General features: G+C 50.5%; 19 protein-coding genes. 12 read left to right on the top strand and 7 right to left on the bottom strand.

Annotated elements, in window-relative coordinates; all coding sequences use genetic code 11:
* The first annotated feature begins 433 nt into the window (after positions 1 to 433).
* Together FD744_RS00435 and FD744_RS25290 are read left to right on the top strand one after the other, a co-directional pair.
* A complete protein-coding gene (locus FD744_RS00435) occupies positions 434 to 724 on the top strand; it encodes a hypothetical protein (RefSeq protein WP_160866862.1) in 291 nt (96 codons plus the stop codon).
* Between the two features lie 230 nt (positions 725 to 954).
* Positions 955 to 1,392 carry a hypothetical protein gene (locus FD744_RS25290; RefSeq protein WP_202403351.1) on the top strand — a complete coding sequence of 146 codons (438 nt, stop codon included), beginning with the start codon at positions 955 to 957 and terminating at the stop codon, positions 1,390 to 1,392.
* 1,098 nt (positions 1,393 to 2,490) lie between these two features.
* Here the strand turns inward: FD744_RS25290 and FD744_RS00445 are convergent.
* Positions 2,491 to 3,012, bottom strand: a complete 522-nt coding sequence (locus tag FD744_RS00445) for a type 1 glutamine amidotransferase domain-containing protein (RefSeq protein ID WP_160866863.1) — start codon at positions 3,010 to 3,012, stop codon at positions 2,491 to 2,493.
* Between the two features lie 482 nt (positions 3,013 to 3,494).
* Here FD744_RS00445 and FD744_RS00450 point away from each other — a divergent pair, with 482 nt between their 5' ends.
* Positions 3,495 to 4,505 carry a TIGR04086 family membrane protein gene (locus FD744_RS00450; protein ID WP_160866864.1) on the top strand — a complete coding sequence of 337 codons (1,011 nt, stop codon included), beginning with the start codon at positions 3,495 to 3,497 and terminating at the stop codon, positions 4,503 to 4,505.
* 704 nt (positions 4,506 to 5,209) lie between these two features.
* Complete coding sequence (gene chaB / locus FD744_RS00455; protein ID WP_160866865.1) at positions 5,210 to 5,440, top strand: putative cation transport regulator ChaB; 231 nt, start codon at positions 5,210 to 5,212, stop codon at positions 5,438 to 5,440.
* A gap of 160 nt (positions 5,441 to 5,600) precedes the next feature.
* Here the strand turns inward: chaB and FD744_RS00460 are convergent, their stop codons facing one another.
* Genes FD744_RS00460 through FD744_RS00470 form a run of 3 tightly spaced genes read right to left on the bottom strand, consistent with a single transcriptional unit; the run spans position 5,601 to position 9,427 of the window.
* Complete coding sequence (locus tag FD744_RS00460) at positions 5,601 to 6,911, bottom strand: cytochrome c (protein ID WP_160866866.1); 1,311 nt, start codon at positions 6,909 to 6,911, stop codon at positions 5,601 to 5,603.
* Between the two features lies 1 nt (position 6,912).
* Positions 6,913 to 8,685: a GMC family oxidoreductase gene (locus FD744_RS00465; RefSeq protein WP_160866867.1), complete on the bottom strand. Its 1,773-nt coding sequence runs from the start codon at positions 8,683 to 8,685 to the stop codon at positions 6,913 to 6,915.
* A 22-nt stretch (positions 8,686 to 8,707) separates the two neighbouring features.
* Positions 8,708 to 9,427: a gluconate 2-dehydrogenase subunit 3 family protein gene (locus FD744_RS00470; RefSeq protein WP_160866868.1), complete on the bottom strand. Its 720-nt coding sequence runs from the start codon at positions 9,425 to 9,427 to the stop codon at positions 8,708 to 8,710.
* Between the two features lie 423 nt (positions 9,428 to 9,850).
* On the opposite strand from FD744_RS00470, the gene FD744_RS00475 reads away from it, so the two are divergent.
* Positions 9,851 to 10,870, top strand: coding sequence for a LacI family DNA-binding transcriptional regulator (locus FD744_RS00475; protein ID WP_160866869.1), 1,020 nt, complete (start codon positions 9,851 to 9,853; stop codon positions 10,868 to 10,870).
* Here FD744_RS00475 and FD744_RS00480 read toward each other — a convergent pair.
* Positions 10,867 to 11,745: a LysR family transcriptional regulator gene (locus FD744_RS00480; protein ID WP_160866870.1), complete on the bottom strand. Its 879-nt coding sequence runs from the start codon at positions 11,743 to 11,745 to the stop codon at positions 10,867 to 10,869. The two genes, FD744_RS00475 and FD744_RS00480, sit on opposite strands and share 4 nt — an antisense overlap.
* Before the next feature lie 130 nt (positions 11,746 to 11,875).
* On the opposite strand from FD744_RS00480, the gene FD744_RS00485 reads away from it, so the two are divergent.
* The 3 genes from FD744_RS00485 (at position 11,876) to FD744_RS00495 (ending at position 14,094) form a co-directional block, all read left to right on the top strand.
* Positions 11,876 to 12,502: a glutathione S-transferase family protein gene (locus FD744_RS00485; protein WP_236699742.1), complete on the top strand. Its 627-nt coding sequence runs from the start codon at positions 11,876 to 11,878 to the stop codon at positions 12,500 to 12,502.
* Positions 12,503 to 12,522: 20 nt separating this feature from the next.
* Entirely contained in the window at positions 12,523 to 13,293 is a 771-nt protein-coding gene (locus FD744_RS00490) for an enoyl-CoA hydratase/isomerase family protein (RefSeq protein ID WP_160866871.1), read from the top strand.
* A gap of 75 nt (positions 13,294 to 13,368) precedes the next feature.
* The gene (locus FD744_RS00495; protein ID WP_160866872.1) at positions 13,369 to 14,094 is read left to right on the top strand and encodes an SDR family oxidoreductase; all 726 of its coding nucleotides are present in this window, start codon (positions 13,369 to 13,371) and stop codon (positions 14,092 to 14,094) included.
* A 135-nt stretch (positions 14,095 to 14,229) separates the two neighbouring features.
* On the opposite strand, the gene FD744_RS00500 is transcribed toward FD744_RS00495, so the two are convergent.
* Complete coding sequence (locus FD744_RS00500) at positions 14,230 to 15,342, bottom strand: alkene reductase (protein WP_160866873.1); 1,113 nt, start codon at positions 15,340 to 15,342, stop codon at positions 14,230 to 14,232.
* An 80-nt stretch (positions 15,343 to 15,422) separates the two neighbouring features.
* Between FD744_RS00500 and FD744_RS00505 the strand changes: the two genes are divergently transcribed.
* The 4 genes from FD744_RS00505 to FD744_RS00520 all read left to right on the top strand — a co-directional run bounded on the left by FD744_RS00505 (position 15,423) and on the right by FD744_RS00520 (position 19,080).
* Entirely contained in the window at positions 15,423 to 15,860 is a 438-nt protein-coding gene (locus tag FD744_RS00505) for a hypothetical protein (RefSeq protein ID WP_160866874.1), read from the top strand.
* A 361-nt stretch (positions 15,861 to 16,221) separates the two neighbouring features.
* Positions 16,222 to 17,841 carry an inorganic phosphate transporter gene (locus FD744_RS00510; RefSeq protein WP_160866875.1) on the top strand — a complete coding sequence of 540 codons (1,620 nt, stop codon included), beginning with the start codon at positions 16,222 to 16,224 and terminating at the stop codon, positions 17,839 to 17,841.
* A 25-nt stretch (positions 17,842 to 17,866) separates the two neighbouring features.
* Positions 17,867 to 18,775, top strand: coding sequence for a polyphosphate kinase 2 (ppk2, locus tag FD744_RS00515; protein ID WP_034822586.1), 909 nt, complete (start codon positions 17,867 to 17,869; stop codon positions 18,773 to 18,775).
* Between the two features lie 38 nt (positions 18,776 to 18,813).
* Positions 18,814 to 19,080, top strand: a complete 267-nt coding sequence (locus tag FD744_RS00520) for a DksA/TraR family C4-type zinc finger protein (protein WP_160866876.1) — start codon at positions 18,814 to 18,816, stop codon at positions 19,078 to 19,080.
* 83 nt (positions 19,081 to 19,163) lie between these two features.
* On the opposite strand, the gene FD744_RS00525 is transcribed toward FD744_RS00520, so the two are convergent.
* A complete protein-coding gene (locus FD744_RS00525; RefSeq protein ID WP_160866877.1) occupies positions 19,164 to 20,111 on the bottom strand; it encodes a helix-turn-helix domain-containing GNAT family N-acetyltransferase in 948 nt (315 codons plus the stop codon).
* Between the last annotated feature and the right edge of the window lie 60 nt (positions 20,112 to 20,171).

Below are 20,171 nucleotides of genomic sequence, written 5' to 3' on the forward strand. Positions count from 1 at the left end.
AACGGGAGCACTGCTAACCCCTTATATAGCAGCATGCTGACCCTGATGAAGTTTTTGTGAATGTTAATTAGCGCTGCGGTTATTCAGTGCGATTGGTAGATTTTTTTAATATAAAATGGCCCTGAACCAGATGCGGAACATTGAAATAACGATGTACCGATTAATACTTGCTGCCCTGAAGTAGAGCAAACTGAATTTATGAATGCATTCCAGAACTGTTCCCTGTTGAAAACGAAGCGTATATCTGGTCTCTGGATTAAATTTACTGGTGTCTGTGAATTAAGTTTAAATCAGTAAATTAATTTTTTTTCAGGGGGTTACGAATACCAGCATGTCATTCGACTCCCCTGGGAATTATCCTAAAGCAGCAAATCCAGGGCATCCACTTAAAATATTAAGTAAACTTAATTTTTAACTTAAGTGAGGTGCACTTATGGCTAGTTATACAATCCGGGTCGAGCTTAAAGAGCCGACGGCCAGTAAGCAGATTGAACTGTTTTACACCATGCTGGAGAATGGTTTTTCCCGAAGCGTGGTATGTGAAAAAGGGCGAACGTATGCCTTACCCGCCAATGAGTTCGTTTATGTGGGTACGGATAGCATTCGAAGCTTAACCGATCGGGTCGCGACGCTGGTGGGCAATTTTAGCCTGGAGCCTTCTGTTTTAGTCACACGTTCAGCGGAACGATGCTGGTCTGGTCTCCGGGGTGTGAATCTGTCATAACATCCTCAAACGCTGTAACCAGTTGGTTCGGCGTTTCGGGAGAGATTTAAACTAACTACTCATAAACCACCGTCACCTCTGAACATCATGCCCCTTGCACATTTCCCTGTGAACGGGCAGCAGTGGAACCTATCCCGGTTGCTCAGGACGGGCATCGATAAACGGTCGTCAGGAAAAAAAAATTCATTAATGATCGTGTCTTTCTCACTGCATTTTGAATCTATGAGTACATGGAATTTGCTATTCAGGGCTATGCTTCATTACGCACTGCGAAGATTTTCTTTAAAACTCAACCCGCACGCTACCCGCGCAGGACAAATGGCCGCGGCCTCTTTAAGGAAATACACTTAGTGAAGATGCTAACCCCTGCCTCAATGTTTCTTCTGGGGCTATTATCAGTCCCGGCCCTCGCAAACGAAGCTCACATATGCCGATCACAGGCGATATCGCAATCACATAAAGATGCCGCGCTTTCTGATGACACCTCATTTGTTTGTAGCAGTACTATATCGGGAACCATCCCCACTCTTGCGGCAGCCGGCTGGCAAATTTCACAGGTGATTGAACAGGCGGATACAACAGCCTTATCCTCGTTAAAATCCGGGCAGTTACCGCCAGACACTGAGGAACTGACCAAGACTTACTGGATGATACTGATTCAAAAATGACATGCAGGAGAAACCATCCTGTAAAGCCGGCTTTCGGGAAAACAGTGCCTGTACTGAATAGCCTTTATCACCCCTAACACTATAGCCCTGAAGTGGACAAAATTATCCCGCCACACTTTGCCTCTGGCAGTTCAGAGTATATTGCTGTTACGTAAACAGGCAGAAAATTTATGACGCAGGCGGCGGGTGTGAAAATGCATTGCATAGAAGATATACAGCGGAGATTTGACGGACAGGTTGCGCTCTTCTGACGTGACCTGCATGAATCTCTCACAATGAAGACAGGCGTCATCGAACCAGAAATATTCATCCTTGCTGAGTTGAGCCTGGCAATGCCTGCATTGTGTTTCCATCGTCCCTGCCCTCGTTATAACACATTATACCCAGCGCGCGGTTGTCATCGTTATGCCGCACTAAATGCTGATGCTGATTGAATACTGATCGCTGAATCTATTTTTTTTCCGGGCAATGAACTTAACCTACGCTTATATGGATAATCAATGAGTATCGTTCTCAAAAATAAGCTGTTTAATGCTTTTCATCAAGGCCAGGACAGCGTTATAAATATTGTGAAATAAGCGATACACCAAACCATCACCGCATGATGATTTTTAGAATATAAATCAACTAACATTCAGGCTGCTTACTTAATTATCCTCTTTATGAATGACTGGACCTGCCAGCGGGATGCACTAATTAATCTCATCATTCAGCGTTAATTTGGCAGGCAACGAGTTAAGCCAGAGCAGGCGTTCCTGGATCGGTCAGTTCGTTCTCTGCACAAAGTGGCGAGGGACACCCTATCTTGCCGATCCTGACAAGCATGCTGAAATTGTCTGGCGTCCTCTTCATGACATTCCTGAAGATACGGTTACTTATGTCAGGCAAGTCATTGAAAATATCCTGAATGAATGCCCTTATTCAGAGTTTGGGTGGAACGAAAGCCATCAACAAGGTACGTTGATTCACAGCTCTGAAATCCGGGTATAAGCTAAAGGTCTCATAAGTTATTCGTATGGGATATTGAAGCCTATTAAGCAGCGCGAAACGACCGCCATATGTGATTATCGTTTCGCGCGCACAAGAGCAGCTTATAACTCATGCAGCATTCAAAATGCGCAGCGCTTCCCGATTGAACGCAGGTAGATCATCCGGCGTACGGCTGGTGACCAGTTTATCGTCATCCACAACGACTTCTTTGTCATAAAAGTCAGCACCTGCATTACGCAGATCAATAGCGATGGCTTTTACACTGGTCATCTTGCGGCCGCGCACACCATTTGCACTGATAAGCAACTGAGGACCATGGCAGATGGCAAACACCGGTTTGCCACTGGCAACAAACTCTTTGGTGAAATTCACGAAACGATCATCACCGCGCAGTGAGTCAGGTGAGTGACCGCCAGGCAAAAGTAAGGCATCAAACTCTGCAGGGGTAACGTGTTCGATGTCCCTGTCGATTTTGACTTCCGCATTACCCTGTTTACCTTTCACAACCTTCCCCGCCTGCATCTCAATGGTCACGACTTCGTGGCCGGCTTTGGCATAGGCATCAGCGGGTGAGGTGAACTCTGAATCTTCGAATTCATCGGTGATCAGGACAGCTATTTTCTTACCCATATATCTCTCCTTGCGGTTAAAAACGCTAAGCGTTTGGGGTCCGGTTAACCTAACAAGTCTGGTCGCCATGGCATAAAACACAAGCCAGACGGCTGGCGCTAAGCAAAAGAAAATGAAGGAGGGAAAAATAACAGACACCTAAATCCAAAAAGTCATCTGATACTAATGCAGGATTTAACAACCCTTTATGTATCCATGGCGAAATTCATCACAGAAATTGTAAACAGCATTGTGATGAGCCGCCTTGTAAAGGTGAGCTCAATTTTTATTTTAAGAGTCGTTAAGGAAAAGAAATTCACGCTCTAAGTATCCCGCTTCGGCGAGATTTTGGTTTGATGCGCCACACAAGATTATTAACCGTCTCGTTTAATGTAGCTTAATCCCAAAATAAATTTGGTGGGCTTTTTATTTAGTGACTAAGCTAAATCATAACGTCTGTTTCGTGATGTCGGATAATTATCATAAATTACCGGAGAAATATCATGTCTGAGCCCTGGGTAAATGATGGTGCAATCGTCACAGATTCTTATAGTGGCCTTCCGCTAAAACGTATTTCATGGAGCGCGGTATTTGCGGGTGTTATCGCCGCGCTTATTGTTCATATTTTATTAGGATTACTCGGCACTGCGATAGGAGCTTCTGTCATTGACCCTCAACAGGAAAGCAATCCACTTGAACATATAGGGACCGGCGCGCTGATATGGACGGGTGTCAGTATGCTTATCGCCATCATTGCCGGCGGTTACGTCGCTGGCAGGCTGGCACAACGCGAGGGCGCACTCCACGGTTTACTGATGTTTGGCGTCAGTACACTGATCACCCTCTGGCTGGCATTTTCATTGGCAACAGGGATTATCGGAGGCGCATTTAATATCCTGGGTGCCGGAGCAAGTGCAATAGGCAGTGGTGTTTCTGCCGTTGCCCAGTCTGTCGGGAACATGGCCAAAGAGAAACTTCAGGAGAATAATATTAATTTAGATTCGCTCCAGAATGAGTTACAGGCCACCCTCCGTCAGACAGGTAAGCCTGAACTTCAGCCGGATAAGCTTCAGCAGGATATGAACAGTGAGGCAAATAGCGCACAAGATCAGGCTAAACAAACGGCTCAGAATCCGCAGAATGCGGATAGCGATATCGTGAACTGGATACGCGGCGTCATTAATCGCCATTCAGACACCCTTCAGGCTGCCGACCGGGATGCGCTCAAAAACATCATCAAAGCCCGGACAGGTAAGAGTGATCAGGAAGCTGAGCAAATCGTTAACCAGACGGTTGAGAGTTATCAAAAAGCCGTGGCACAGTTTCAGCAACTGAAACAGCAGGCTGAGCAGAAAGCCCGTGAAGCCGCAGAGAAAGCCGCCGCTGCAACCGCCAGAGCCAGCTGGTTCACCTTCTTCGTATTGATCATTGAGGGTGTGCTGGCTGCTGTATTCGGACGCATTGGCAGACGTACTCAGCCTCCTACCGTTCTGGTCGGTGAACGACCTCTCTGACACATTACGGTGAGAAAATACTGTTTCGATGATCAGATCCTCTCGCTAAACCCCATGCCGCCCTGTGCATTAAAATCACATGGCGGCAAGCGAGTAAGTTCTATCCCCCTTAAGGTTTAAGTTAAGGAATCTTTTCAAAGGGGTAGTTAAACAATAAAATCCTCGTTTCGGTTTATGTACAGACGGATTTGCAGCTACTTCGGCCAGCAAGTGAAAAGATAACACCGCTGGCTCATCACTTTATCCAAATACTCCAGCGTAAGCTCCAAAAGAACAAACACCACAAAGGATGACGGATAAGACTGCGGCTGACAGCGTGTAGTTTTTCATTTTCTAACCTCATATTTACGTTTAATCATTCAGCCTGGCAGGAAATTCAATGCTGTAAACCCGAAGTCCTTTTTCAGGACAAATCTGTATCTTCTTGCGATTAAATTTAATCATTTCTAATCCAGACGGAAGTCTTCTATCCGTAGTGTCATTAGTGCATGTGCTAACTTGTCTGAACCCCCTGTACTTGAGTTGGATAGAAATAATCAACTTATAAATTCTCAACGTGCCGAAAAATGATGATTGTGGCGTCAACAATCTGAATCCTAAGCAATATTCTGAAGTGAATTTTATATAACCTCATTCACTTAAATAAACGTTGAAAATTGTCACAAGTGAACCAGGCTTAAGTCTCAAATCAAAGGAGGCCAACAATGCCGTATAAATCACGAGATTCCCTACCAGACAGCGTCAGGCATGTCCTCCCTGCTCATGCGCAGGATATTTATCTGGCAGCATTTAACAGTGCCTGGGATGAGTATAAGGACAAAAAGGACCGTCAGGATGACAGCTCTCAGGAGGAAGTGTCACATAAAGTGGCCTGGTCTGCAGTCAAGCACTCCTACGAAAAAGGCCGCGACGATAAATGGCATAAGAAGTCCTGATCAATTCCTCGCCGATACAGGGTGGAAAACGCTCGTGCTTTACCAGAACTAGAGGCAAATTTTCCCAGAATGTAAAACATCATTTTGGGGAAGAATTATGGAGGAGTTTTGGCGAAAGGATTCAGGCCGCCCTTGCGGACGGCCTGTGATTCAGACCTGATTAATGCGCGGCCATCTGCGGAGGCAGGTGCAGCAGGGCTCGCTTGTCTGCCACCTCATCTGACGTTACCGGTCTTGCCGCATTTCCCCAGCTGTTACGCAGGTAGGTTGCCACGGCTGCCACTTGCTCATCCGAAAGCTTCCAGGCAAACGAAGGCATGGCACCGCTAGTTGGATTACCTGCAGTAACCGCGCCGCGCCCCCCTTGCAGCACCGTCGTGATAATGGAAGAGGCATCATCCGCTAACAGGCCAGGGTTATTTGCCAGGCTCGCTGCGAGGTTGGGAATTCCTTTGCCGTCGCTGTTATGGCAGGCCGTGCAGTTGGCGGAATAGACATTTTCACCCATCTTCATTTGCCCATTGTCCATCGACAACGGCTGCGGCAACGTTGTGGTTGAGGCAGGAACCTGCTTGAGATACACCGCAATCGCGCGCAAGTCAGCGTCGGTTAAGTGTTGTGTGGAGTTAGTCACAGCTTCCGCCATCGGGCCAGACGCGACCGCCACATGGTTACTGCCGAGCTTGAGGTAATCCACCACCTGTTGCTCAGACCAACTTCCGATACCGGTGTGCGGGTTCGGTGTGATGTCGGGGGCATGCCATTCACCCAGATTACCGCCTTGCAGATAATCACTGCTGTCACCGCCAATCAGGTTCTTAGCCGTGTGGCAGGCGGCACAGTGTTCTGGCCCTTCCACCAGATAAGCGCCTCGGTTCCATTCAGCACTTTTACTGCTGTCTGGCTGGAAACCTGCATTGCGGAAAAACAGCAGGTTCCAGCCCATCATCGCCAGACGAATGTTATACGGGAAGCCCAGGTTGGTTTCCGGCACCTGATAGTGAATTGGCTTAACCGAGCGCAGGTACATCCACAGGTCGTGCATGTCCTGATCCGTCAGCTTCACATAAGCGTTGTAGGGCATCGCAGGATAAAGGTGCTCCCCTTCTTTACCCTTACCGTGACGGACTGCGCGGAAGAAATCACGCTCCGTCCAGTTGCCAATACCGGTTTCGCTATCCGGCGTGATGTTGCTCGCGTAAATACCGCCAAACGGCGTGCTGATGGAGTAGCCCCCGGCCAGCGGCAGTTTGCTTTCTGGCATGGTATGACAAGCCGTGCAGTCACTGGCAATCGCCACATAACGTCCGCGTTCAATCGCGGCACTGTCTGCCGCCGTTGGCGGTTGGCTGGTGAGTATGTTGTTGCTGGCGACATCATCCGCGGAGGTATCGCCGTTCATCCACAGCATGCCCGCTGCCACAGCCGCAGCAATCACCGCTACGCCCGCAATGAGTTTGGTTTTCTTCATCTCACACCTTCACCAACGGACCTGGGTTTTTCAGGTACTGTTCAATAATGGCTTTCGCCGTCCACAGACTCAGCGCGCCAATGGTGCCTGTTGGGTTATAACCCGCGTTGTTTGGGAAGGAAGATGCCCCCAGCACAAACACGTTGTGCGCATCCCAACACTGCTGATAACGGTTGAGCACCGACGTTTTCGGATCGTTGCCCATCACCGCACCGCCAATGGTGTGGTCGCTGGCAAAGTTATACGGCGAGTAAGCACCCGAAGCAGAGTTGGTGCCGATGACGATTTCCGCGCCCATCGCCTTACCGATCTCGACGCTTTTCTCTTCGATAAATTTCGCTGAACGGCGATCGTTATCGTTGTAGTCGAAGGTGACACGCAGCAGTGCATTGCCGTTGTCATCCTTGTACTCAGGATCAAGGTCAAGATAGTAATCTTCGTGCGAGAAGCTGGTGCCCTGGCCGAAAATGAAGGTGGTGTTCTGGAACGCGTGGGTATAAGCCTTCTTCCACTCTTTACCCCAGCGTGGCGAGCCCGGCGGCAGTGCATCGGCGTTGCCGATAGGACGCGCGCCACGCGCCACGACCAGAATCCCTGCGCCACCAATAAAGCCCAGACCGGTATGGTCAAAGTTATCGCCGTTCCAGTCGTCCACCTGCGAAGAAAGGGCTCCGGCACCGATATACTGATTCAGATTTTCATCTTTGAAGTGGATCGCTGCACCCGATACCGTCTGGAAGCTGTAGGCACGCCCTACCACGCCGGTTTTGGTCACCGGGTTGTAAGGCACCCCAATTTTGGAGAGCAGCAGCAGACGCACGTTTTGCATCTGGAAGGCGGATAAGATCACGATGTCTGCGGGCTGTACCCACTCTTTCTTGTTCTTATCGAGATAGGTCACGCCGGTGGCGGTTTTACCGTCTTCCGCTTTATTGACGCGAACCACTGCGGAGTCCGTTAACACCGTGAAGTTCTCACGTTGCATTAACGCTGGGATGACACAGGCGTTAGGGCTGGATTTTGAGAAGTTACCGCAGCCGTAATACAGGCAGTAGCCGCAATAGGTGCAAGGCCCCATGCGCACACCCAGTGGGTTAACATAAGCGCGTGACGCCTGGCCAGCGGGAACCATGAAGGGTTTCAAACCGATCTTCTTCGCGCCTTCGGCAAAAATATCCGTTAGACGCATACTCTCCAGCGCTGGCAAAGGGTATTCGCTTGAGCGGTTGCCCTCATAAGGGTTGCCGCCTTCAATGACTTCGCCGTTCAGCTTACCGGCCTTGCCTGACACGCCGGCGATCTTTTCAAAGCGATCGTAAAACGGTTCCAGCTCGTCGTAAGTCACACCCCAGTCTTGCAGAATCACCCCTTTGGCAATCTGCTGTTTTCCATAACGCTTCACGGTCTGGCTATAAGGCTCGAAATCGAACGGCGTAAAACGCCATGCCATCCCAGCCCAGTGGGTGCCCGAGCCTCCCACGTTGTAACCCAGCTCATTCAGGTTCCACTCGCGAGTTGGCAGGGCCGTTTGCGTGCTGTTATTACGGAAAGTGGTGGTTTCGATGGCGGGCGGCAGCAGCATACTGCGGCGCGTATCCCAGCGCAGTTCATCGGTATCGACCGAGGGGGGAAAATCTGTCGCGGTTTCAAACCACGGGCCACGTTCAATGGCAACGACATTCAGACCTGCGCGGGTCAGCTCTTCGGCGATCAAAGAGCCGCACCAGCCCAGGCCGACGATGGCGACATCAGCTTTTGGACGGACGTTATTCATAGTTTATTGCTCAGCAAAAAAATTACAGGGTGTTATCAATCAGGCTGGTAGGAATGATGTTGAGCTTCCGTCCTTTTTTAGGCAGCAGATCGCGGAAGTCGTAGCGAGCGCCAGGGAAGCCAATCATTTTCCAGCTGGTCATGTCTTTGTTCCCCCCATAAATCGGGTCAGACAGGAAGCCCTCACGCACGTTCTGCAGCAACAGTTCAAAGAACACTTTGGTTTCGACCTCTTCCCCCAGATCGAGGCGGTTATTTTCCATCGCCGTCAGAAACTGATCCTGCTGATCGCCACTCAGTGCGAGGAAGTTTTTGCCGAACTGCTGCTGGATAGCCTTATCCAGTGCTGCAATCCCTAAGCGATAACGTTGCGCCGGAGTGAGCGAGGATTGCGGTCCCTGCTCTGGCGTGCCCTTCACGAATTTGCCAAGGCGATAGATCGCCACTGCGTTTCCGTAATCACCCGCGAGTTGGCGGTCGATAAAGATGGCGCACCCTGCCTCTTTGCCACTGAGACTGGTTTCATCGGCGGGGATAAATCGCTCAGCGATGGCACCTACCGTGTCAAATTCATGCTGAGTGAGATATTGCAGCCCCCCTTTTCTCGGCGGTGCGGGCGGCGTTTGGATTTTGCCAGGTTCCCAGGGTTGGCCACCCTTCACCTCATCGGCCTGCGCCAATGTCGGGATCGTGGAAGCCACTCCCAATGCGGTGATGGAAGTGAGAAATTCTCTGCGTTTCATGTTTTCCCTGCTTTCACATTGCAAACCAGGTCAAATAACAGACGTATTTGTGCCTGGCATTGAGCCATATAAATAAGGTTTATTGGATAAATAATGACGCTGCCCGGTGGGCTTTTATTAGATAAATACTGAGGTAAGTTTTTACATTCAAATCACGTAATTAATTAAATATTAACAACGCAGTAAAGAGTAATGACTCCCCCTGCGCTTTGAAAGGTTTTTGTTGATGGTTTCCCATCATTGAAGTTTTTAATAAGCCGGACTGGACGATGTAGAGTGTGGTTTCGTCTCGCAACATTTAACATCTTGCCAGTCACGAAACGTTGCGCATAATACGGCGAAAATAGACGCCAGGCTGTGACCTGATGCGCACTCTGCGTAGTTGAAATAGTAAACATGAATTTTACTGGGGCTCAGAAACAAATGAAAAAACTCACCCTGATTAAAGTGGCCGAACTGGCCGGGGTTGGGATCGCCACGGTTGACCGGGTGCTGAATGAGCGTGGCGGGGTTCGTCCGGAAACGGTACGCAAAGTGCTGCGCGCCGCGCGTCAGGCTGGTTTGCAGCGTTTACTGCCGGATGACACGCAGCATCCCTGGCAGATTGAAGTTTTCCTCAGCAGTAATGGCACCTGGTTTTTTCAGCAGTTAGCCGATGAATTTGCCAACATTGCCGATCGACTGGGTTATCGTAAAATAAAATTATTTCGTACACTGGTGACGGAAAATCCACCGGAAAAACTGGCGGAAAAGATAAAAAAAAGCGGTGAGTTGCGCGACGGTATTATTGTTTATGGGCATGACTATCCTGTTATTCATGAAGCCTTATCCTGGTGTAAAGATAAAGGTGTGCCAGTGGTTTCGCTGGTTTCAGACTTACCCAATTCACATCGATTCTGCCATGTTGGAATAAATCAATATCAGGCAGGACGTACCGCCGGCTTATTAATGAGCCAAACCATGCCCCACAAGGGTGATATCATTATGGTCAGCGGACGTTTTGATTTCAGCGCACATATTCAACGTATTTCAGGATTTCGTGATGCCATCACCCAACGCGCGCCCTGGCTACAGTTGCGAGAAGTATTGGCGGGGGAAGATGAACGGCACAAAATCCGAACGCTGTTAAATCACACGTTACAGCAATCAAGTAATGTGGTCGGTCTGTATAACTCTGGCGACAACAACAGCGATATCAGTGCTGTATTGCAGCAACACCAGTTGCTGGGCCGCTGCTGCTACATCACCCACGAATTGTATGATGTGACGAAAGATCTGCTGCAAAGTGGCGCGCTCTCCTACACGCTGGATCAAAATGCTCGCCAGCATGCCGTACTGGCCACTGACCTGTTGATAAGACATCTGGAACAAGGCTTTGAACCCGATCTGTATCAGGACGGCCGCGTTGAGCTGCGCATTGTGACGGCGGAGAATCTGGATTAGTCAGTCATGACGCGTTCAACAAATGCGGCAAACTGACGTGCTTTTGCCGTCGCCATGCGTCCACCAGGAAAAACGGCCCACAGGTCAATATCTGGCAAAGCCCAATCGCTGACCAGACGCTCGACGCTACCGTCAGCTATCTCCTGGGAAAACATCCAATCTGATGCCACCGTGATGCCCATATGCGCCAGCACGGCAGTACGAATCCCCTCCGCTGCACTGAGATGAAGTCGCCCGTTCAGGACAACATTTTCGACATCAGCTGCGCGCTTAAACTGCCAGGTATCATTGAGTTGGCTAAAAATCAGCGCTTCATGCTGGCTGAGGTCATGGGGATGCTGCGGATAACCATGGCGCGTCAGATAGTCGGTGGTGGCCAATACAGAACGTCGTGAGGTGGCAATTTTGCGCGCCACCGCGCCGGAATCCTGCAATGTGCCCATGCGCAGGCAAATGTCGATCCCTTCGGCAATCAGATCGATGGGGCGATCGTCGAGCCGAATGTCCACCTTGAGTTGCGGGTGCTGCTCCATAAATTGGGCAAGATGTGGAATCACATGTAATCGGGCAAAAGTCGGAGCTGCCGCCACGCGCAGAATACCGGTAAGCCCTTTGTCCGCACCTCGCGCCGCCATCTCCGCTTCATCTGCCTGCTGCAGCGTAATGCGTACACGCTCATAAAATCGCAGCCCTGCTTCAGTGGGCGTGAGTCCATGCGTGGTGCGCAGCAGTAAACGTACATCCAGATGCTTTTCCAACTGGGCGATAGTCTTTGATACCGCCGGTTGCCCGATATCCAAAATGCGCGCTGCTGCCGAAAACGACCCCGCATCAACTACCTGCACATACATCTGCATCGCCTGAAAGCGATCCATGGCATTCCTCCTGGGAATAGCAATTATGGTTTTTGGCCCTCTGCCATTACCCACCGACCTTAGCAGATACTCCTTATCAACAACAGCGGGCAAACGTCACTGCCCAGCTAAACAGTCACTAAGGAGCCGGATGATGTACGAACTTTATGCCTTTGCTACTCCAAACAGTATTAAACCCGCCATCTTGCTGGAAGAGCTCGCACAACCATGGCACCTGCGTGCCGTAAACATCCGCCAGGGTGAACAGCAGGAAGCAGATTTCTTAGAGTTAAATCCGAACGGCAAAGTGCCGGTGCTGGTGGATAGCGACAACGGTGCAGTGCTAAGTGAGTCTGCTGCCATTTTGGTTTACCTGGCCGAAAAGCACGGGAGTTTGTTGCCTGCAAACGGACTGACTCGCGCCAGAGTGTTTGAGCAGCTTTTCTTCCACGCCTCAGGGCTAAGCCCCGCTTATGGACAAGCCGGATTTTTTACCCGCCTGACGAGTGAACCTCAACCATTGGCGCAGCAGCGCTTTAGCACTGAAGCCAATCGAGTCACCAGCCTGCTGGAACGTCAATTAGAAAAAACGGCGTGGCTAGCAGGGGATGAATACACCATCGCGGATATTGCGCATTTCGGCTGGATGTGGCGACGCGAGTTCGCTGGCGTCAGCTTTGAAACGCTGCCCAACCTCAGCCGCTGGTATGCCGCCGTCTCTGCGCGCCCTGCGGTCATGTGTGCCATTACCAAATTAAATGCCTTAATCGAAAACTAATCATTCAAAAGGAAATCACTATGTCTCGCTTCGAAAACTATCGTCACAGCTTTAACAACGCACGCCTTACCCGCTCGCCTACCGGTGTATTGGAAGTGATGTTTCATACTCATGGCGGCTCACTGTTGTTCAATGGGCATACCCACGAAGAGTTTGTTGAACTGTTTCATCAAATTGGCTCCGATCCCGATAATCGCGTGGTGATTCTGACTGGCGCTGGAGAGGCTTTTATGGAGAACATCAGTCCGGAAGGTTTTGATTTCTTCACGCCGCGCGGTTACGACAAAATTTTCCGCGAAGGCAAAAAAGTTCTGATGAATCTGCTGGATATTGAAGTGCCGGTCATCGCTGCTTTAAACGGACCGGTGCGTCTGCACTCGGAATACGCTTTGCTGGCGGACATCGTGTTGGCCACGCCCGATACTGTTTTCCAGGACAAACCCCATTTCGACTTTGGCATCGTCCCAGGGGATGGCGTGAACCTGTTGTGGCCAGAAGTCATCGGTAGCATTCGTGGCCGCTATTTCCTGTTAACGCGTCAGGAATTGGACGCTGAAACCGCCAAAGGTTGGGGTGTGGTGAATGAAATTCTGCCACGCGATACCTTGCTGACACGGGCTCATGAGCTGGCAGAATCGCTCGCGGCGTTACCTCCACTCACCAGCCGCTATACACGCATCGCGCTGACGCAAAAACTGCGGCGCATCATTGATGAAGGTGCGGGGTACGGCCTGGCATTGGAAGGCATTAGTGCAGCCGATGTCGCTCTGCAAGCAGCTTCAGCCTCATAAATCACCTTTAACCGTTTTATCCTCTCCGGCGCAGACATCTGCGCCGGTTTTTGTCGTTCAACGCAGGAGTAAAATATGCAACCGCAAAGAACATTTTTGATTACCGGTGCCAGCAAAGGGATTGGCCTGGCTTTATCCCAGCGTCTGACTGATGCAGGCCATCTCGTGATCGGTATTGCACGACATCAGCCTGAGCAAAGCTTCCCGGGACATTTTGTCTCACTCGACCTCGCAGATACGCTCGCAACAAAACAGAAGCTGGAGCAAATCAATGCGGAGTTCGATGTAGATGGCATCATTAACAATGTCGGTTTAGTACGTCCGCAATGGTTACCCGAAGTCTCGACGGCAACGCTGGATGAAGTATTACGCGTCAACTTGCATCCTGCCCTGTTAGCAGTGCAAACCGCCTTACCCGGTATGCAAGCCCGTGGCTGGGGAAGAGTCATCAATATTGCTAGCCTGACGGTCCTCGGCGTTCCGCAGCGCACGTCCTATGCTGCTGCAAAGGCAGCTTTGATCAGCTTTACACGTAGCTGGGCGCTGGAACTGGCGACTCAGGGGATTACCGTAAACGCTGTTGCCCCCGGCCCGACAGAGACAGAACTGTTTCGAGCTAGCAACGCACCAGGCAGTGAGGGTGAACAACGTTATCTGGATAGCGTACCCATGAAGCGTTTTGGCAAACCGGAGGAGATTGCCGCCACTATCCAGTTCCTGTTATCTGAGGACGCGGGCTTTATGACCGGACAAACACTGTATGTTGATGGCGGTGCTTCTGTAGGGGTTTCTCAGATTTAAGACGTATAAGCCAGTGCGGAACCGCACTGGCTTGATAGTGATTTTAGAGCCTGGAGAAAGGTGATTGAGGCGGGCGTTTATTGATCGAAGCAAAAGCGGCCAGACGGCCGCTCTTCTAAGGATTAACTCGCGTTGCTACTGCGCATAGGCAGGAAAATCCGTATAGCCTTTAGCATCTCCACCGAAAAGTGCGTCACGCTGATAGTGAGCTAACGGATAGCCATGTTGGATCCTTGCAGGTAAATCGGGATTCGAGGTAAACAAACGACCAAATGCGATCAAGTCTGCCTCATCCGCTTCAAGCATTTTCTCCCCCGCCTCAGGTTTAAAGCCTCCCGCCGCGATAAGGGTGCCATGGTAAAACTCGCGCAGATGTCGGCTGGCTACCGGTTCCTCATAATGCCCGCCTTCCCTGTCTTCCGGTCCGACAATGCGCGGCTCAATAATGTGCAGATACGCCAGCGCCATATCATTGAGCTTGTCGGCCAAATAGCTGAACGTCGCTGCCGGGTCACTATCATGCATATCACCATAAATGCCACTTGGAGAAATCCGGACGCCAACCCGTCCCGGCCCATGCACTTCCGTCAGAGCTGCCACCACCTCCAGTAAAAAGCGCGCCCGATTAGCCAGGCTTCCACCCCAGCTGTCCTGACGTTTATTGCTGCCATCCAGCAGAAATTGTTCCGGTAAATACCCGTTAGCAGCATGCAGTTCAACTCCATCAAAACCCGCCGACTTTGCCCTTATCGCAGCCTGTCGATACGCTTCAATAAGTTGTGGAATTTCTTCTTCTTGCAATTCACGTGGTTCAGGGAACAACTTTCCTTCATAAATACCATCGGCATTCTTGCCCACGCCGTAGGTCTCTCGCGCAGTCAAAGCCGAAGGTGCAACCGGCTGGTAACCTTCTGACAGTTCTGGCAATGACTGACGCCCTGGGTGCCACAATTGCAGCACTATCTGACCGCCCTGCTTATGCACCGCATCAACCACCTGCTTCCATCCCGCCTGTTGAGCGTCATTGAAAATGCCCGGCGCATCGGCATAGGCATTCGCATGGGGCGAAATCGCGGTGGCTTCCGCAATCAGCAACCCACCGGGACTGGTGCGCTGTCGATAATACTCAACCATCAACTGACCCGGCACGCCGCCATTTTCACTGCGCATACGGGTTGTCGGTGCCATCACGACACGATGCTGAAGACGTAATTGTCCGGCAGTAATAGGCGTAAATAGTGTGTTCATTTGTCGCTCTCTCATTGAATGATGGGAGAAGCATAAACAGGCCCATACCCGGCAGAAATACGTCCAGCCGCATAACCGCTATGCTATGGAGGAATGGGCTTGATATTAAATGCCCCGCAATACTCTTAAAGCGATTAAGAAAATTATCGGATAAGCGAACCGCAACAATTAAATATTCACTTGTTCAGCATGATTATTCTGCACATAAAGGACAGAGCGGTTTACACTGGCAGGCCACCATTCAGGAAGAAGAGGTCATTGTGCTGTCGAAGATCCCCGATTATGAAACCGATCGCGAAGGCTATCTGGAGTTCATGACCCGCAGTAACGCGCTGCGCATGGAGCTACTGATTTTGTCGGAAAAGTTTGTTGAGGTGCACGGCTCTTATGAAGCGGGCATGGCGGAACTCGGAGAATGGCTACTTAACTATGCGGATAATGCCATGATTCAGAAGTTAAGTTCCGGCCCCATCAGCAAAGAATGGTTGTTTGATGAGTTAAAAAGACGCCACAAATAGTCGTCTGGTTCTATAAGTTAACGCCAACATTAACGCAGGGTCTTCAAGCTTAGATCTCATTAGCACGGTAATGGTCTCCTGCTGAAAATGTAATCTATAGTAATCAGTCAAATCCTAATGTGACAAATTTATGGCAGAAATAAAACTCAAACTGGCGAATCCACCACTGCAAAAACACCAAGCAAGTAATTGTTTTAAATGAAAAAATAAACAAGTATCGATTTTATTGCATCCCAAAAATTTCATTTATATGACTAAATTTTGACAGTTCTGTCATAAAACTTTCATAAATTTTCTATATGTTAGCCGCACAAATCGTTGTGCTTGTGCCGCTTTAGCGATCTATAGGAAATTTTCACTAATGAGCGATTACGTTACGCCTCAAACTTTACATGTTGCTGCTACACCTTTGTCTTCCGCGATTCAACTCCCTGCAAAAAATAGCAAAAAACCGCTTTTCCTGTTTGGCGTGGTTTTACTCGCCGGTATTCTCTTTGCAGGAACGCAATTAGTCGGAGATATCCAGCAAACCGGGGTTACGTTTAGCAGTGCACTGCCATTAATGCTGCTTGGTTTTGCCTTATTAGCGGCATTAGGTTTCGAGTTCGTCAATGGTTTCCACGACACGGCCAACGCCGTTGCCACCGTCATCTATACCCGTTCACTTTCCCCGACTGTGGCGGTGGTGTGGTCAGGAATTTTCAATTTCCTCGGCGTGTTGTGCTCCTCGGGCGCAGTGGCCTTCGGCATCATCTCTCTGTTGCCAATTGAACTCATTATGCAGTCCGGCAGCAGCGAAAGCTTTGTAATGATCTACGCCCTGCTGTTCTCGGCGATAATCTGGAACCTCGCCACCTGGTGGTTGAGCCTGCCCGCCTCCTCATCGCACACCTTAATTGGTTCCATTATTGGCGTGGGCATCGCCAATGCCGTGATGCACGGACGCAGCGCTATGAGCGGCGTAAACTGGGGACAGGCATTAAACATCGGCAATGCGCTGATCCTGTCACCGATTGTCGGCTTCGTCTGTGCTGCTCTGTTGCTGGTGTTGATGAAGCGCGTGGTGAAAAAACCTGAGTTGTATGCCACCAGCAAAGATGAAGGTGCGCCGCCGATGTGGATTCGCGGTTTGATGGTGCTGTCCTGCACTGGCGTCTCTTTTGCACATGGCTCGAATGATGGCCAAAAAGGCATGGGGCTGATAATGCTGATTCTGGTGGCTGCCCTGCCCGTAACCTACTCTCTCAATCGTTCCGTGCCCCAGTCCGATATTCCACATCTGATCACACTGACCGAAAGCAGCCAGTCACAACTGCTGCAGTTCAGCAACACACCCACTCCTGCTCAGCCTAATGATGTATTAGCGACTTATCTGCGCACTGGCCAACGCGATACGACGGTGGTCGCCGCGCTGGCTCAGGTCAGTGGCAACATCGGCGCCACGCTGAAGCAATATGGCGCGTTGCAGACAATCCCCGCCGATCAGAAACCTGCCGTGCGTAATGAGATGTATCTGGCAGCTGAAACCATCAAACGTCTGCAAGCCGATCACTCGCTGATTTTACCGGCTGCCACCCAGCAAAATCTGCAGGCGCTGAAAACCGCACTGAACGGTGCAACGCAATTTATCCCGACCTGGGTCAAAGTCGCGGTGGCACTGGCTTTGGGATTAGGCACCATGGTGGGCTGGCGTCGCATTGTCACCACGCTGGGTGAGAAGATCGGCAAAAGCCAGCTCAACTATGCGCAAGGCATCAGTGCGCAGATGGTGGCGATGGGCACCATTGGCGCAGCGGATGCCTTTGGTCTTCCGGTCTCAACCACACACGTGCTCTCTTCAGGGATTGCGGGCACCATGGCCGCCAATCGCAGCGGCTTACAGTTCGGTACGCTGCGCAATATGGTCTTGGCCTGGGTGCTCACCTTGCCTGCCGCCGCGCTGCTCTCTGCCGCCCTCTACTGGATCATGACTTCACTGTAACGCTCGCTTCGACAGGGATAAGACGATGTCTGCACATGAAATGAATAACAACAATATGTTTGATGCGCGCTTTTTACAGGAATTCTATGACAGCTATGACGAATCGCTGGAGATGGAGTTAGCGGATTTTGGTCTGGCGGCCAATAACGATCCGCAGGAGATGGCGTGGCGTCGCCGCTATTTTATGGAGTTACTGCATCTTCAGGGCGAATTGGTGAAGCTGCAAAACTGGGTGATTCGCACCGGCCATCGACTGGTGGTGATTTTTGAAGGCCGCGACGCGGCAGGCAAAGGCGGCGTGATTAAACGTATCATGCAGCGACTCAATCCGCGCTATTGCCGCGTGGCGGCACTGCCCGCGCCAAATGAACGTGAGCGCACGCAGTGGTATTTTCAACGTTACGTCTCTCATCTGCCGTCAGCGGGCGAGATCGTCTTGTTCGACCGTAGCTGGTACAACCGCGCGGGCGTCGAAAAGGTGATGGGATTTTGCAGCGATGCGGAGTACGAGGAATTCTTCCACAGTACGCCAGAGTTTGAACGCATGCTGGTGCGCAGCGGCATTCAGATCGTGAAATACTGGATCTCCATCACCGATGAAGAGCAGGAAATGCGCTTCCTTAGCCGCATCCATGACCCGCTGAAGCAGTGGAAGCTGAGTCCGATGGATTTGGAAAGCCGCCGCCGCTGGGAGGATTACACCGCCGCCAAAGAGATGATGCTGGAGCGCACCAACATTTCTGAGGCGCCATGGTGGGTGGTACAAGGCGTTGATAAGAAGAAAGCGCGTCTGAACTGCATTTCTCACCTACTGCAACAGGTGCCGTATGAAGCCGCAGAAGGCGAGCAGATTTCATTACCTTCCCGCATTCATCATGAAAATTATGCCCGTCATCCGGTGCCTGAGAGCATGATCGTGCCTGATAGCTACTGAACTATACTTTGACCAGTCGATGAATATCAGGAGGGGTTATGGCAGGCGGCTGGTCTGAAGATGGTGCAGTGCAAAAGCAGATTGATGCGACCGTGGATGATGCGATTGCGCGCGCCAGGAGTCACCTCAACCACGGCGAAAGTGCAGAGTATTGCGACGAGTGCGGGGAACCGATTCCCGAAGCGCGTCGCAGCGCGTTGCCTGGGGTGCGTTACTGCGTGAAGTGCCAAAGTGCGTTAGATAAACAAGAAGCCAGCCACAGCGGGTATAACCGCCGTGGCAGCAAGGATAGCCAGTTGCGGTAGATGAGTCGTAATCTCTTCAGGACGCCAGCGTGATATGCGTTGTGGCAGAAGCGAACAGCATGAGTGACTTTTTAAATTTAGTATCACAACATGCATGTGAACTGTTGCTCTGTGACCAGACTGCCCCACTGATCACCCTGCCACTCTTTGGTTAGTTCAAATCCGAATGATTCATAAAGACGTCGCGCAGCGGTCAGTTTGTTGAACGTCCACAGCTGAACAGCGGAAAATTTTCTTTCATGACAAAACTGCATTGCTTCGGAAATTAATTTTTTGCCCACTCCAGTGCTACGGCAACCCTCGTCCAGAATAAACCAGCGCAGATGTGCCTGATTATCCCCGAGATCTTGCCCGTCGATGGCCACCGATCCCACAATGCGTTCATTCATCACCGCCAACCAAATCTGGTTAGATGGGAATTCCAAACGCGTTGAAAAGTCGGCCAGTCCAGCTGCAACCTTACTTTCAAACACAGAGGTAAACTGATGCTCTCTGGCATAATAAGTGCCGTGCATTTCTGTGATACGGCCAATCATTCCGGGCAGATAACCCGTAACGATTTCGCAGCCGTCCGAAGATTGAACGTTACTGTTTTCGCGGCAGGCTTTGAGTGCACCAGCATAGGAAATGAGCCCAGTAGAAACGGCTTGTTGCCGAATAGGGTCCAGTTTCTTTAACGCACCCAATACCCGTTCATTGCTGAATTCATTGATTTTTCGCACCGTTTCCCGCCCCAGCTCAGTCAGCCCCAGCAGCTTGGTTCTGGCATCCTCAGGTGAAGGTTTTTCTTCAAGTTCACCAATATTCACGAGTTTGGACAACATGCGGCTGACACTGGATTTCTCAAGCTCCAAAATCTGAACCAGTTGAGCCGCTGACATTAATCCACGGGATTCGATTTCAAGCAAAGTATGCACAACGGAGGGAGAATACTGAGTGCCAGCCAGAGTGTGGTTCATGAAACCCAACTCCCGCACCATCTGACGCGAAGCTACACGAATATTTTCAACAAGCATGGATTCTGGACTCATCAGCTATCACTCTCAAATTTAGTTGTATCATACAACCATTAACGTTGAGTCCTTGTCAAT

It is taken from the genome of Pantoea sp. Taur (assembly GCF_009830025.1).
Taxonomy (GTDB): domain Bacteria; phylum Pseudomonadota; class Gammaproteobacteria; order Enterobacterales; family Enterobacteriaceae; genus Pantoea; species Pantoea communis.

Bases quoted from the DNA above. Each gene is read 5' to 3' on its own strand.
- FD744_RS00500 (WP_160866873.1), bottom strand. From the start codon at position 15,342: ATGAACACACTATTTACGCCTATTACTGCCGGACAATTACGTCTTCAG.
- ppk2 (WP_034822586.1), top strand. From the start codon at position 17,867: ATGTCTGCACATGAAATGAATAACAACAATATGTTTGATGCGCGCTTT.
- FD744_RS00510 (WP_160866875.1), top strand. From the start codon at position 16,222: ATGAGCGATTACGTTACGCCTCAAACTTTACATGTTGCTGCTACACCT.
- FD744_RS00475 (WP_160866869.1), top strand. From the start codon at position 9,851: ATGAAAAAACTCACCCTGATTAAAGTGGCCGAACTGGCCGGGGTTGGG.
- FD744_RS25290 (WP_202403351.1), top strand. From the start codon at position 955: ATGGAATTTGCTATTCAGGGCTATGCTTCATTACGCACTGCGAAGATT.
- FD744_RS00435 (WP_160866862.1), top strand. From the start codon at position 434: ATGGCTAGTTATACAATCCGGGTCGAGCTTAAAGAGCCGACGGCCAGT.
- FD744_RS00465 (WP_160866867.1), bottom strand. From the start codon at position 8,685: ATGAATAACGTCCGTCCAAAAGCTGATGTCGCCATCGTCGGCCTGGGC.
- FD744_RS00470 (WP_160866868.1), bottom strand. From the start codon at position 9,427: ATGAAACGCAGAGAATTTCTCACTTCCATCACCGCATTGGGAGTGGCT.
- FD744_RS00495 (WP_160866872.1), top strand. From the start codon at position 13,369: ATGCAACCGCAAAGAACATTTTTGATTACCGGTGCCAGCAAAGGGATT.
- FD744_RS00485 (WP_236699742.1), top strand. From the start codon at position 11,876: ATGATGTACGAACTTTATGCCTTTGCTACTCCAAACAGTATTAAACCC.
- FD744_RS00505 (WP_160866874.1), top strand. From the start codon at position 15,423: ATGCTATGGAGGAATGGGCTTGATATTAAATGCCCCGCAATACTCTTA.
- FD744_RS00445 (WP_160866863.1), bottom strand. From the start codon at position 3,012: ATGGGTAAGAAAATAGCTGTCCTGATCACCGATGAATTCGAAGATTCA.
- FD744_RS00525 (WP_160866877.1), bottom strand. From the start codon at position 20,111: ATGAGTCCAGAATCCATGCTTGTTGAAAATATTCGTGTAGCTTCGCGT.
- FD744_RS00520 (WP_160866876.1), top strand. From the start codon at position 18,814: ATGGCAGGCGGCTGGTCTGAAGATGGTGCAGTGCAAAAGCAGATTGAT.
- chaB (WP_160866865.1), top strand. From the start codon at position 5,210: ATGCCGTATAAATCACGAGATTCCCTACCAGACAGCGTCAGGCATGTC.
- FD744_RS00490 (WP_160866871.1), top strand. From the start codon at position 12,523: ATGTCTCGCTTCGAAAACTATCGTCACAGCTTTAACAACGCACGCCTT.
- FD744_RS00450 (WP_160866864.1), top strand. From the start codon at position 3,495: ATGTCTGAGCCCTGGGTAAATGATGGTGCAATCGTCACAGATTCTTAT.
- FD744_RS00460 (WP_160866866.1), bottom strand. From the start codon at position 6,911: ATGAAGAAAACCAAACTCATTGCGGGCGTAGCGGTGATTGCTGCGGCT.
- FD744_RS00480 (WP_160866870.1), bottom strand. From the start codon at position 11,745: ATGGATCGCTTTCAGGCGATGCAGATGTATGTGCAGGTAGTTGATGCG.